This window comes from Nocardia aurantiaca, assembly GCF_009708175.1.
Lineage (GTDB): Bacteria > Actinomycetota > Actinomycetes > Mycobacteriales > Mycobacteriaceae > Nocardia > Nocardia aurantiaca.
Genome location: NZ_WMBB01000022.1, coordinates 23,126 through 36,662 on the forward strand (window position 1 = coordinate 23,126; position 13,537 = coordinate 36,662).

Here is a 13,537-nt window from a genome sequence, read left to right on the forward strand (position 1 = left end):
AGTGCGCTCGAGGTCAAGACAGCAGCTTCTTCTGCACCTTGCCCATGGCATTGCGCGGCAGCCGGTCCACCACCCGCACCTCGCGCGGACGCTTGTGCACCGAGAGTTCGCCCGCCACATGGGCGATGAGCTCCTCGGCGATGGACTCTCCCGCCCCGTCTCGCAGCACGACGTAGGCGACGATGCGCTGCCCCAGATCGTCGTCCGGGACGCCGATGACCGCGGTCTCGGCCACCGCCGGATGCCCCAGCAGGGCGGTCTCGATCTCGCCCGCGCCGATGCGATAGCCGCCGGACTTGATGAGGTCCACCGATTCCCGGCCCACGATGCGGTGGAAGCCCTCGGCGTCGATGACGGCCACGTCGCCGGTCTTGAACCAGCCGTCGGCGGTGAAGTTCTCGGCGGTGACCTCTGGCTTGTTCAGGTAGCCGTCGAACAGCATGGGACCGCGCACCTGGAGCCCGCCGACGCTCTCCCCGTCGTGCGGCACCGGCGCGCCCGTTTCGTCACGCAGGCGAGTCTCGACCCCCGCGACGGGGGTTCCGACCCAGCCCGGGCGGCGTTCTCCGTCCGGCCGGGTGGAGAGGGTGATCATGGTTTCGCTCATGCCGTAGCGCTCGATAGGCGCGTGCCCGGTGAGCTCGGCCAGCCGCTCGAACACCGGCACCGGTAGCGGCGCGCTGCCGGAGATCAGGATCCGCGCCTTCGCCAATTCCCGTGCGGCCTCTGGTTCTTCGGTAACTCGCGACCACACGGTGGGCACACCGAAGTACATGGTGCCGTGTGCGTCGGCGTACGCCCGCGGAGTCGGCTTGCCGGTGTGGACGAGCGGGCTGCCGACCCGCAGCGGGCCCAGCACGCCGAGGATCAGGCCGTGCACGTGGAACAGCGGAAGACCGTGCACCAGAATGTCTTTCGAAGTCCAGCCCCACGCCTGGATCAACGCGTCGAGCCCCGCGGCGATGGCGTCGCGACTGAGCATCACACCCTTGGGCGCGCCGGTGGTGCCCGAGGTGTAGAGGATGAAAGCCGTTGCCTTCCCGGCGGGTTCGGCGTAGCGATGCCAGGATCGCGCGTGTTTGCGCACCGGGATCACCGGCAGTTCGGAGCCATCCGGAGCCTTCCCCAGCCAGGCCTGCGCTCCCGAATCCCGGAGGATATGAGCCAGTTCCGCGCTGCCCGCGTCCGGCGGCACCGGCACCACGGTCACCCCGGCGATCAGGCAGCCGACCACGGCGAGCACGGTGGCGACGGTCGGTTCGGCCAGCACGGCCACCCGCCGCGCCTGGGCGACGCGTTCGGCGACGGAGGTGGCCGCGCCGAGCAGATCACTGCGCGACAGGGTTTCCCCATCGATGGTGACGGCATCCGGGACATCGGCTCCGGCGGCGATGGCGGCCGGGTTCAGCGAGCTCAGCAACAGCGGCGACACGGGCCCACGCTACCGGAGGCGGTCGGCAACGAAACGCTTGCGAAGCTGCCGAGCCGGTTGACAGGCAACCCGAGTGGGTAAGAAAGTTTCTGTATAACCTTCTCACCTGAGGATGTGGTCAACGATGACCAGGCCGCGGCATGAACCGTTCGAATCCACAGCCCCCGCACCGGAGATCGACGTCCGCCGGTACCTCGACGGCGCGGCCGGCTTCTTCGGCGCGGCGGCGAACGTGATCATGCAGCTCTCCAACCCGCCGGTCGGCTACGGCGTGGTGGAGAGTCCGGTGGAATCCGGGAACGTCATGGTCCACCCGATCAAACGGCTGCGCACCACCCTCACCTACCTGGCCGTCGCCCTGCTGGGCACCGAGGCGGACCGCGCGGCCTACCGGCAGGCCGTGGATTCGGTGCACAAGTACGTTCGCTCCCGCGCGGGCAGCACGGTGAAGTACAACGCCTTCGACCCGCGGCTCCAGCTCTGGGTGGCGGCCTGCCTGTACTGGGGAGCGCGCGATCTCTACGAACGCATGCACGGCCCCATGGACGACGACGCCGCCGATGCCTTCTACCGCTACGCCGCCCGGTTGGGCACCACGCTGCAGGTACGCCCGGACATGTGGCCCGCCGATCGCATCGCCTTCGACCGCTACTGGGACGAGAACCTGGCGAAGACCCGCATCGACCCCACGATCAAGGCCTACTTCGAGGACCTCATCGACCTGAAGATGCTCCCCAGGCCATTCCAGCTCGCATTCGGCGGCCTGCACCGGTTCCTCGTGACCGGGCTGTTGCCGCCACACCTCCGCGACGAGATGGGCATGACCTGGACGCCGCGCCAGGACCAGGCGCTGGCCCGGATGCTGCGGCTGGCGGGTGCGGCCGAGTCCGTCGTGCCGGCGGCGCTGCGGTCGTTCCCACTGAACGTCTATTTGACGGATATGCGCCTGCGCCGCAGGCTCGGGCTGCGGCTGGTGTGAAAGCCGTTGCCGGTCAGAGGATCCGGAACCCCGGGACGATGTGGTCGCGGGCGAACTGTCGCAGTGCGTCCGGATCGTCGAGCGGGATGACGGTCTGCGGCGTCAATGCCAGCGACAGCGCGGCGCGGGCGATCGTCTCGGCCAGCGGCAGCGGATCGTACTGCGGCAGTTTGCCTTCCGCCTGCAGCCGGGCGATGAACTCGGCCAGGTAGTCGCGGCCGAGTTCGATCACCGGCGCGCCCTGGACGGTCAGGTAGGGCAGTACGATCTCGGGTTCGGTCTTGAGCAGCCGGCCCAGCAGTTGGTTGCCGCGCAGGCCCTCGATGAAGGCCACGAACAGCGCGATGATCTGTTCCTCGGCGCTGGCGTCGCGTTCGATGGGCCCCTGCACGGCGGCGTCGACCTCGTCGACGAGCTGGCGGGCCTGCCGCAGCCCGACGGCCTGGATGAGATCGTTCTTGCCGGCGAAGCGGCGATACAGGGTGGCCAGCGAGACTCCGCCGCGGCGGGCGACCTCCACCATGCTGGTGCGTTTGATGCCGAAGTCGAGGAAGGCCATGAGGGCGGCGTCGAGGACCTTGGCCTGGTTGTGATCCTCGGGGCCGGATCCGCGGACGAGCGGCAGTAGTTTGGCCAGTTTGGCCATGGTCCGGGCCCTTTCCGGTCGCAAAGAAACGGTGAGGCACTCATCTTCGCACATTGACACGACCACTCCGCAGTGAGAAGGTGAGGAGCAATATTTCTCACACTCTCCTCACGGATGAGGAGTGACGACGAGGAGCCGAGTCAACGATGACCGCACCCCTGCGCAAGTTCGACGACTTCCCACCGGCCGCCGAGCCGATGACCCCGGAATCGGTGCGCGAGCACATTGACGGCATCGCGGCCTTCCTCGGCGGCGCGTCGAACGTCATCATTCAGCTCTCGCTGAAACCCGTCGCGTACGGCGTCATGGAAAGCGATGTCGACAGCGGCAAGCTGACGCTGCATCCGATCAAGCGGCTTCGCACCACCCTGACCTATCTCGCGGTCGCCCTGCTCGGCACCGAGGAGGACCGCGGCGACTACCGCGAGGCCGTCAACCGCTCGCACCGCAGCATCCGCTCCAAGCCCGGCAGCCCGGTCGCATACAACGCCTTCGACCCCAAGCTCCAACTATGGGTGGCGGCCTGCCTCTACTGGGGCGTCGACGACCTCTACCACCGCATGCGCGGCCCCATGAATCCCGAACTGGCCGAGGCCTTCTACCAGTACTGCGCCCGCCTGGGCACCACGCTGCAGATGCGCCCCGAGATGTGGCCCGCCACCCGCGACGAGTTCTACGTGTACTGGGAGGAGAACCTCGCGACCAAGTCGATCGACGGTCCCACCCGCAAGTACTTCAACGATCTCGCCGACCTGAAGATGCTCCCCTGGCCACTCCGGATCGCCTTCGGGGGTTTCCACCGCTTCATCGTCACCGCCCTACTCCCCCCGCACCTGCGCGACGAGATGGCCATGACCTGGACCGCCCGCGACGAACGCATCTTCGCCGGCTTCCTCCGCCTCATCTCCGCGGTCTGGAACCGCCTGCCCACCCCAATCCGCCTGTTCCCCTACAACTTCTACCTGGCCGACATGCGCCTCCGCCGCCGCCTCGGCCGGCCACTGGTCTAGCCGGCGCAAGAGTCCCCGATCTCCCATTGGAGTAGCCCACCGACAGTGGCAACGTCGCAGCCGAGGTTGTCGGCGACGGAAGTCTCGCAACAGCGAAGTCCGGGCTGTCATCGAATGTCGATGTGTGGGCGCCGACGTCGCATGCTGTTCCAGAAACCGACGACCACGCCGCTGATCTTCGTTTCGTTCTGGGGTGAGCCGGCGGTCTCAGCGGTCGGTCAGGGCGCGGAGGAAGAAGGCCAGGTTGGCGGGGCGTTCGGCCAGGCGGCGCATGAGGTAGCCGTACCACTGGGTGCCGTAGGGGATGTAGACGCGCAGGGCGTGGCCTTCGGAGACCAGGCGACGCTGTTCGGCATCGCGGATGCCGTAGAGCATTTGGAATTCGAAATCGCCTGGTTTGCGGTTGTTTTCAGCCGCCAGGGCGAGGGCGGCGGCGATCATGGCGGGGTCGTGGGAGGCGATCATGGGGTACCAGGCGGTATGCATGAGGACGGCGAGGCAGCGCAGGTAGGAGGCGTCGACCTCGGCTCGGCGCTGGTAGGCGACCGTCCCCGGCTCCTGGTACGCGCCCTTGCACAGGCGGATTCGGGTGCCGGCGGCGGCCAGGTCGCGGGCGTTGCCCTCGGCCTGGCGCAGGTAGGTCTGCAATGCGACGGCGAGCCAGGGGAATTCGGCGCGGGCCTGGCGGACCGCCTCCAGCGTGTCGGCGGTGGTGCTGTGGTCCTCGGCGTCGACGGTCACCCAGACGTGACGTTCGACGGCCTTGGCGCACAGCTTGTGCAGGTTCTCGGCGGCGATGGCCGGACCATCCTGACCGAGGGACTGGCCCAGTGCGGACAGTTTGAGCGAGACCTCGACGCGCGGGATGTCGCTGTGCGCGCCCGGTACCGTGTGGTCGGCCTCGGCCAGGTCGTCGATGAGCGATAGGTATTCCGCCACCGCGGCATCGGCTTGCCCGCGATCGGTGGTGTATTCGCCGAGGAAGTCGACGCTCACCGCGCGGCCGCTCTCCAGCAGCGCCCGCGCCACCGGCACCAGTTCGGCGCGGGTCTCCCCGGCGACGAACCGCCGGACCACGGCGGCCGTCACCGGTACCCGCGTGATGGCCCGCTTCATCCGCGCGGATCCGGCCGCGGCCAGGATCGCGGGGCGCAGGGGGTTCACCGCCACGCCCGAACACACTGGCGCGGAGCGGATGCCGCCGCGCGTCGAAGCTGCCCGGTGCACCGATTGGTCATCGCGTCTCCATGTGGGGGTAGCGGTAATCGGTCGGTGGAACGAAGGTCTCTTTCAGCGTGCGGGGCGCGACCCAGCGCAGCAGGTTGAGGTAGGAGCCCGCCTTGTCGTCGGTGCCGGAGGCGCGGGCCCCGCCGAAGGGCTGCTGTCCGACCACCGCGCCGGTGGGCTTGTCATTGATGTAGAAGTTGCCCGCCGCGAATCGCAGTGCTTCCGAGGCGGATTCGACCGCTTTGCGATCGCGGGCGAAGATCGCGCCGGTGAGAGCGTACGGCGAGGTCGCGTCCACCACCTCGAGGATATCGGCGAAGGCGTCGGGGACGCTGTCGTCGTAGATGTACACCGCCAGGATGGGCCCGAAATACTCGGTCTCGAAGGCCTCGTCGCCCGGATCGTCGCCGAGCAGCACCGTCGGCCGCACGAACCAGCCCTCGCTGTCGTCGTAGTTCCCGCCGGCGGGGACGGTGAACCCCGCTTCCTTGGCGCGCTCGATGGCGGTCACGCACCTGTCATAGGAGCGGTTGTCGATCACGGCCCCACCGAAATTCGACAGGTCGGCGACGTCGCCATAGGTCAACGATTCCACCTCGGACAGGAAATCCTGCCCCATCCGCTGCCATACCGACCGCGGGATGTAAGCCCGTGAGACGGCCGAGCACTTCTGCCCCTGGTACTCGTAGGCGCCGCGAATCAACGCCACGCGCAGCGCATCCAGATCGGCGGAGGAGTGGGCGAGGATGAAGTCCTTGCCGCCGGTCTCCCCCACCAGCCGCGGATATCCTTGGTAGCGGCCGATTTTCGAGCCCACGCGCTGCCACAGGTACTGGAAGGTCCGGCTCGACCCGGTGAAGTGGATGCCCGCCAGCCGCGGATCGGCCAGGGCCACCTCCGACAGGTGAATCCCGTCGCCGGTCACCATATTGACGACGCCCGGCGGCAGTCCGGCCTCCTCCAGCAGCCGCATGGTGTGGTAGGCCGAAAGCGTCTGCGTCGGTGCGGGTTTCCACACGACGGTATTGCCCATGAGCGCGGGCGCGGTGGGCAGGTTCCCGGCGATGGCCGTGAAGTTGAACGGCGTGATGGCGTAGACGAACCCCTCCAGCGGCCGGTAGTCCATCCGATTCCACACGCCCGCCGCCGATTCCGGCTGGGCCTGCAGGATCTGTCGGGCGAAGGCGACGTTGAACCGCCAGAAGTCCACCAGCTCGCAGGGTGCGTCGATCTCGGCCTGATGCGCCGTTTTCGACTGGCCGAGCATGGTGGCGGCGGCGATGGTCTCGCGACGAGGTCCGGCCAGCAGATCGGCGGCCCGCAGCAGGATGGCGGCCCGCTCCTCGAAGGGCATCGCCCGCCAGTCGGGCGCGGCGGCCGTCGCCGCCGCGATGGCCGCCCGCGCTTCGTCGTGGGTGGTGGTCGTGTAGGTCCCCAGCACATGCCGGCGCCGGTGCGGCATCACGATGTTCAACCGTTCTCCGCCGCCGGGCTGATGCTTGCCGCCGATGACGAGCGGAACATCGACGGAGTCGGCGGAGAGTTCGGCGAGCCTGCCGGTCAGCAGCTCGCGTTCGCGGCTGCCCGGAGCGTAGGTGTGCACCGGTTCATTGGCGGGAGCAGGGACAACCGTGACAGCGTCCATATCCAAGGCTAACCCGCCTCCGCGCAAATTCAGCGGACGCCGGGGCGGCGTTTACCGCCGGCAACCCGTGCCGGCGGTAAGGAGCCGAACCTGGCGCGGACGTACCCGGTGAGTCACCCGCACCGTACGAAACCCGTCGTCACCTCGGGATTCAGTGGAAGTCCTCCGCGATGATCTTCTCGATATTGCGTTCCGCGAGCGCGGTAATGGTGACGAATGGGTTGACGGTGGTGAGGCCCGGGATCAGCGAGCCGTCGATGACGTACAGGCCCGGATACGGAGTGAGCCGCCCGTAGTTGTCGGTGGACACGTTCAGCACGCAGCCGCCGAGCGGGTGGTAGGCGAAGTCGTCGCCCCAGGTCTTGTATTCGCCGAACAGGTCGGTCCGGTAGATGGTGCCTTCCTTGCTGTTGATCTTGTCGAAGATGCGCTTGGCGCAATCGATACTGGGCTGGTTCCAGGCGGTCTGCCAGTTCAGGTCCACGCCACCGGTTCCCGAGTTGTAGGTGAAGGTGCCGCGGTTCGGGTTCTTGGTAATCGCCAGGTACAGGCTGGCGAAGGTCTCGATGCCGGCCGGGAACGGCGACACCTCCGCGAAGGCCGGGCCGCCGCTGTCGGCCCAGTTGTCGATGCCGACACAGGGTATGCAGGACTGCAGGCTGCCGGTGGCGTCCCAGGCCTGGTTCTGCCGGGCCACCATCACATTGCCGTTGTTACCCCAGCCGGTGCCCACCGAGTCCGGCAGGTTGGGCAGCTTGCCGGTGGCCTTCTGCGTAACCAGCAGCTTGCTGGTGCCGACGCTGCCCGCCGCGAAGAAGACCTTCTGCGCCGTAACGGTTTTCGCCTTCACGGTATTGCCGCTGGTGTCGATCTGGTTCATCGACACCGAGTAGCCACCGCCATTGGCCGGCGCCACGGTGGTGACCACGTGCTGCGGCACGATGGTCACCTTGCCGGTGCCCGACGCCGCCGCCAGATAGGTCTTGTCCAGCGAGTTCTTGCCGTAGTTGTTGCCGTAGATGACCTCGGCGTCGAGCGCCGACCGCGGGGCGGTGCTGGCCTGCTCCTGCTTCATGTAGTTGAAGTCGTAGACGTTGGGCACGAAGGTGTACGCGAACCCGGACCGCTGAGCCTGTTTGATGCCGACCCGCGCGAACTGATAGCAGTCCGCGCCCTGGAACCAGGTCTGGTCGATATTGTTCACCTTCAGCCCGGCGTTGGCGCGCGGATAGTAGGTGCTGTACATCGGGCCGGCGTCCACCGACGGCAGGATGCTCGCGAAGTTCTCCTGCTTGGGCGTCACCGCCATGCCGCCGTTGACCAGCGAGCCGCCGCCCACGCCGCGTCCCTGATAGATCCGGATCCCGCTGAACTGCTCGGAATCCAGCACGCCGGTGTAGCTGGAGATGGACTTGTTGTAGGGCGCGCCCATGAAGTGGTTGATCGGCTGGTCGGTCTCGGTGCGCAGCCAGTAGGACCGGCCGTCCGGATTGAGCATGTTGCAGAAGACCTTGCCGTCCGAGCCGGGCTGGGTCCAGGACATGCCCTTCTCGACCATGATCACGTTCTGCCCGGCCTGCGCGAGCCGCAGAGCCGCGACCGCGCCGCCATACCCGGTGCCGATGACCAGGACGGGCATGGTGTCGCCGTCATTGATGGATCCCGTGGGTAGGGCCCGAGCCAGAGGCGCTTTCGGTAGTAGCGCAGCCGCCCCCAAAATGACACCTGTTGCAGCTAGGAACCCACGCCGGCTGACATTGCTGCCATAGACGCTCTTACCGGGGATTTCATAAGAAAGACCACGCACTGAAAGACTCCTCATCGAGTTGCGATGAGAACCTGTTATAGATGGAGTGAAGAGAACGTGTGTCAGTTTTGCGAAAAATCGAGAGGCGCCCACTGATTTCGCGAGGAGGCGCCCACAGATTTCCGAGGAGGCCCACTGATTTGGCGAGATGGGGGTAACTCCCCGGGTACGCCCAGAATTGGTTCGGCACCCAACGCCGACACGGGTTGCCAGCCGTAAACGAATCTCAGCCGTCCGCAAGTTATGCGGGGAGGCGGAGCCGTGAGACGGAGCCGTGAGGCGGTACAGCCAGCGACCCTGACGGGACTCGAACCCGCGACCTCCGCCGTGACAGGGCGGCGCGCTAACCAACTGCGCCACAGGGCCTTGCACGTCGCTCGGCCACAAGGCCTCGCAACGTCGTAGACGCTATCACGGGCCCGGTGGTAACGGAAAATCAGCTGGTCAGGCGATCAGCGGCCGCGGCGATGCGCTCGTCCGTCGCGGTAAGCGCAATGCGCACATGCTGATTCCCCCGCGGGCCGTAGAACTCGCCGGGGGCCGCCAGAACGCCGCGCTCGGCCAGCCAATCCAGCGTTGCGCGGCACGCCTCGCCGCGCGTCGACCACAGGTACAATCCGGCCTCGGAATGGTCGATCCGGAAGCCCGCGCGCTGCAAGGCATCTCGCAGCACGACGCGCCGCGCCCGGTAGCGGTCCTTTTGCTGAACCTCATGCGCGTCATCGCCGAGGGCAGCGGTCATGGCGGCCTGAATCGGGAAGGGCAGCATCATGCCGGAGTGCTTGCGCACCTCGAGGAGCTCCGCGATGAGCGCCGGATCGCCGGTCACGAAACCGGCCCGATAACTGGCCAGATTCGAGGTCTTGGACAGCGAGTGGATGGCCAGCAGGCCGGTGTGGTCGCCGTCGCACACCTCGGGATCGAGGATGGAGACCGCGCGGCCCTCCCAGACCAGGCCGAGGTAGCACTCGTCGGAGGCGACGATCGCGCCGCGCTCCCGGGCGAACTGCACCACCTTGCGCAGGTGGTCGACGCCCAGCACCTTGCCGGTCGGATTGGACGGCGAGTTGAGGAAGATCAGTGCGGGCCGCTCCGGGCCCAACTGCGCGGTGCCGTCGGCGCGCACGTAGCGGGTCCCGGCGAGCAGCGCGCCGACCTCGTAGGTCGGGTAGGCGACCTCGGGGATGACGACCAGGTCCTGGGAACCCAGGCCGAGCAGCCGCGGCAGCCCGGCGATGAGCTCCTTGGTGCCGATGGCCGGCAGCACCGCCGCAGGGTCCACCCCCGTGATCCCGAATCGCCGCTTCAGCGCCGCGACAACGGCTTCGCGCAATTCGGGTGTGCCGTGCGTGGTCGGGTAGCCGGGCACCTCCGCCACCGACGAGAGTCCCTCGCGGATCAGCGGATCCACCGGATCGACCGGCGTCCCGACCGACAGGTCGACGATGCCGTCCGGATGCGAAGCCGCCTTCGCCTTCACCGAAGCGATGGTGTCCCAGGGGAAATCGGGTAGCAGAGCGCTCACCCGGCCACGCGTGGTCAAATGCTCGTCCTACTCGCTGGCCATCGGCGGCAGCGCGGCGATGAACGGCGGGTCGTAGTCGACCTTGCCGACCTTGGTGGCGCCGCCCGGCGAACCCAGGTCGTCGAAGAAGTCGACATTGGCGTTGACGTAACCGGCCCACTGATCCGGGGTGTCGTCTTCGTAGAAGATCGCTTCCACCGGGCAGACCGGTTCACATGCACCACAGTCCACGCACTCGTCCGGTTGGATGTACAGCATGCGACCGCCCTCGTAGATGCAGTCCACGGGGCATTCCTCGATGCACGCCTTGTCCTTCACGTCAACGCACGGTTCAGCGATGATGTACGGCACTGCCGCTCTCCTAGTCTGTCCTCACCTGCGGGATACTCCGCCCGACAAAACCCTAGCAGTGTCCAATTTGCCCTTCGCTTCGCTACGGGCAAGGCGCAGGTCGATGGCGCCGGTCGCGACCCTTGCGCCCCCGTCGCTGCAACTCAGACGAGCAAGCTCATGGACGAGCGGTGCGGCGGCACACCGTAGGTGGTGGTGCGCTGCCGGACCGGCCTGCCGATGCCCGAGGCGATCTCCGTCAGTTCCTCGACCGTCTTGGCGGATCCGTGCTCGGACCCCGCCATGCGGGAGATGGTCTCCTCCATGAGCGTGCCGCCGAGGTCATTGGCTCCACCATCGAGCATGAGCCGGGTTCCCTTGACACCCAGTTTGACCCAGCTGGTCTGGATGTTGTCGATACGGCCGTGCAGCATGATGCGGGCCAGGGCATGGGCGGCCCGGTTGTCGCGCACGGTGGGGCCCGGCCGCGACGCGCCCGCGAGGTAGAGCGGGGCGCTCTGGTGCACGAACGGCAGCAGCACGAATTCGGTGAAACCGCCCGTCTCGTCCTGGATTCCGCGCAGCACGTTCAGGTGGCCGACCCAGTGCTCCGGATTGTCCACGTGCCCGTACATCATGGTCGAACTGGAGCGCAGGCCCAGCCGGTGCGCGGTGGTGACCACGTCGACCCAGGCCGAGGCGGGCAGCTTGCCCTTGGTCAGCACCCAGCGCACCTCGTCGTCGAGGATCTCGGCCGCGGTGCCCGGAATGCTGTCCAGCCCGGCCTCTTTCAGCGCCGACAGCCAGTCGTGCACCGACTGCCCGCCACGGGAGGCGCCATTGACGATCTCCATCGGGCTGAAGGCGTGCACGTGCATCTCGGGGACGCGGTCCTTGATGGCGCGCACCAGGTCGGCGTAGCCGGTGACCGGCAGTTCCGGATCGATGCCGCCCTGCATGCAGATCTCGGTCGCGCCCTCGACCCACGCCTCCCAGGCGCGGTCGGCGACCTCGGCCGGGCTCAGGCTGAAGGCGTCGGCATCGCCCTTGCGCTGCGCGAACGCGCAGAAGCGGCAGCCGGTGTAGCAGATATTGGTGAAGTTGATATTCCGGTTGACGATGAAGGTGACCTCGTCGCCCACGGCGTCGCGGCGCAGCTGGTCGGCCAGCGCGGTCACCGCCTCCAGGGCCGGGCCATCGGCGGTGGCCAAGGCCAGGTACTGGTCGTCGGACAGGCCCGCCGGATCCTGCTCGGCGGCGCGCAGCGCGGCCAGTACATCGGCGTCGACGCGCTCGGGGGCGGAGACGGACAGCTCGTGCACCTGCTCGCGAATGCTCTCCCAGTCGCCGAAGGCGCCAAGCGAATCATCGGCAATCCCCGAGTCGCTGCGGAATTCGGTCCGGCGGCCCTCGGTGTCGACGGCGGTGTTCAGGTCGGTGCGGCCGACCGATTCCCAATCGTGGTCGGGCTCCTGCCAGGGCAGGCCGACCGGCTTCACGTCGGCGGCCAGGCCGGTCTTCGGATCCATCAGCGCGGCAACATGTTCGGCAATTCGCGGATCAATCCAGGGATGGCCCGCCAACACGTATTTCGGGTGGGCGGTCATGCGCTCGGTGAGCACATATCCGCAGTCGGCGGTGATCTGTGCGAGGGTCTCCAGATTCGGCCACGGCCGTTCCGGATTCACATGGTCCGGAGTCAGCGGCGAGACCCCGCCCCAGTCGTCGATACCCGCCGCCAGCAGGGCCCGGCATTCATCCAGCGACACCAGATTCGGCGGGGCCTGAATGCGCATCTTCGGCCCCATCAGCAGCCGGGTCACGGCGATGGCGGCGCGGAACTCCTCGAGCCCGGCGTCCGGGCTGTGGCGCATCGCGGTGTTCCGCTTGGCCAGGAAGTTCTGCACGATGACTTCCTGCACGTGACCGAAAGCCTTGTGCACCTTACGAATCGCCAGAATGGACTCGGCGCGCTCGACCACGGTCTCACCGATGCCGACCAGGATGCCGGTGGTGAACGGCACCGAGAGCCGACCGGCGTCGGTCAGGGCGCGCAGCCGCACGGCCGGGTCCTTGTCCGGCGAACCGTAGTGCGCCTGACCGGGTTCGGTGAACAGGCGGGTGGAGGTGGTCTCCAGCATCATGCCCATGGACGGCGAAACCGGTTTGAGCCGGGCGAGCTCCTCCCAGCTCATCACGCCCGGATTCAGGTGCGGCAGCAAGCCGGTCTCCTCCAGCACGCGGATCGCCATGGCGCGCACATAATCCAGGGTGGAGTCATAGCCGCGCTCGTCGAGCCACTGCCGGGCCTGCGGCCAGCGCTCCTCCGGGCGATCACCGAGGGTGAAAAGCGCTTCCTTGCAACCGAGTTCGGCACCCTGCCGGGCGACCTCGAGAATCTCGTCGGGCTCCATGTACATGCCCTTGCCCTGCGCGCGCAGCTTGCCGGGCACGGTGACGAAGGTGCAGTAGTGACAGCGGTCGCGACACAGATGCGTGATCGGGATGAACACCTTGCGGGAGTAGGTGATCGGCAGCACCTCCCCCGCGTAACCGGTCTCCCGCAGCCCGGCGTCGCGCACCCGTGCGGCCGCCGCGCACAGCTCCTCCAGCTCCGCGCCGCGCGCCTGCAGCAGCACCACGGCCTCGTCGAGGTTGAGCGTCGCACCGTCCCGGGCCCGGCGGAGTGCGCGCCGCATGGCCGAACCGGCGGGCGCGGCCGTATTGCTGACCGGGCTCGGCGGCAGGCTCGGGTTCGGTAGATCCGTCACGGTCTCGATCATGCGCCATCCATCCGGCTGGTCCGACTCGGGTGCCATGGAACGAGCCAACCGGCCACCCTCGTCCGGTATTCCGTTCCGCGTCCCGGGCTCTTCAGCGAACGGCTGAGAGCCTCGACCGCCGAGCATCCGTGTCGGCGGTCAGGCGCCGACCCG

General features: G+C 67.7%; 10 protein-coding genes and 1 tRNA gene. 2 read left to right on the forward strand and 9 right to left on the reverse strand.

All coding sequences use genetic code 11. The annotated features are described in order from the left end of the window. Positions 1-13: 13 nt before the first annotated feature. Positions 14-1,423: an acyl-CoA synthetase gene (locus GLP40_RS31825; protein WP_154791755.1), complete on the reverse strand. Its 1,410-nt coding sequence runs from the start codon at positions 1,421-1,423 to the stop codon at positions 14-16. A gap of 133 nt (positions 1,424-1,556) precedes the next feature. Between GLP40_RS31825 and GLP40_RS31830 the strand changes: the two genes are divergently transcribed. Beyond that, a complete protein-coding gene (locus tag GLP40_RS31830; RefSeq protein ID WP_154791724.1) occupies positions 1,557-2,411 on the forward strand; it encodes an oxygenase MpaB family protein in 855 nt (284 codons plus the stop codon). 13 nt (positions 2,412-2,424) lie between these two features. Here GLP40_RS31830 and GLP40_RS31835 read toward each other — a convergent pair whose 3' ends face one another. Continuing rightward, entirely contained in the window at positions 2,425-3,057 is a 633-nt protein-coding gene (locus GLP40_RS31835) for a TetR/AcrR family transcriptional regulator (RefSeq protein WP_154791725.1), read from the reverse strand. 146 nt (positions 3,058-3,203) lie between these two features. Between GLP40_RS31835 and GLP40_RS31840 the strand changes: the two genes are divergently transcribed. Further along, positions 3,204-4,067 carry an oxygenase MpaB family protein gene (locus tag GLP40_RS31840; RefSeq protein WP_154791726.1) on the forward strand — a complete coding sequence of 288 codons (864 nt, stop codon included), beginning with the start codon at positions 3,204-3,206 and terminating at the stop codon, positions 4,065-4,067. 207 nt (positions 4,068-4,274) lie between these two features. Here GLP40_RS31840 and GLP40_RS31845 read toward each other — a convergent pair whose 3' ends face one another. The 7 genes from GLP40_RS31845 to GLP40_RS31875 form a co-directional block, all read right to left on the reverse strand. Beyond that, positions 4,275-5,231: a proline dehydrogenase family protein gene (locus tag GLP40_RS31845; RefSeq protein WP_328290908.1), complete on the reverse strand. Its 957-nt coding sequence runs from the start codon at positions 5,229-5,231 to the stop codon at positions 4,275-4,277. Between the two features lie 70 nt (positions 5,232-5,301). Then, on the reverse strand, positions 5,302-6,939 hold the full coding sequence (pruA, locus tag GLP40_RS31850) for an L-glutamate gamma-semialdehyde dehydrogenase (protein ID WP_154791727.1): 1,638 nt from the start codon (positions 6,937-6,939) through the stop codon (positions 5,302-5,304). A 151-nt stretch (positions 6,940-7,090) separates the two neighbouring features. Then, complete coding sequence (locus GLP40_RS31855; RefSeq protein ID WP_196054876.1) at positions 7,091-8,578, reverse strand: GMC oxidoreductase; 1,488 nt, start codon at positions 8,576-8,578, stop codon at positions 7,091-7,093. 460 nt (positions 8,579-9,038) lie between these two features. After that, positions 9,039-9,112, reverse strand: a tRNA-Asp gene (locus tag GLP40_RS31860). 70 nt (positions 9,113-9,182) lie between these two features. After that, positions 9,183-10,289 (reverse strand): succinyldiaminopimelate transaminase, encoded by a 1,107-nt coding sequence (gene dapC, locus GLP40_RS31865; RefSeq protein WP_154791729.1) that lies wholly within the window; start codon positions 10,287-10,289, stop codon positions 9,183-9,185. A 9-nt stretch (positions 10,290-10,298) separates the two neighbouring features. Next, the gene (gene fdxA / locus GLP40_RS31870; RefSeq protein ID WP_040812194.1) at positions 10,299-10,622 is read right to left on the reverse strand and encodes a ferredoxin; all 324 of its coding nucleotides are present in this window, start codon (positions 10,620-10,622) and stop codon (positions 10,299-10,301) included. A gap of 143 nt (positions 10,623-10,765) precedes the next feature. Then, positions 10,766-13,384: a bifunctional FO biosynthesis protein CofGH gene (locus GLP40_RS31875; protein WP_154791730.1), complete on the reverse strand. Its 2,619-nt coding sequence runs from the start codon at positions 13,382-13,384 to the stop codon at positions 10,766-10,768. Positions 13,385-13,537: the final 153 nt, after the last annotated feature.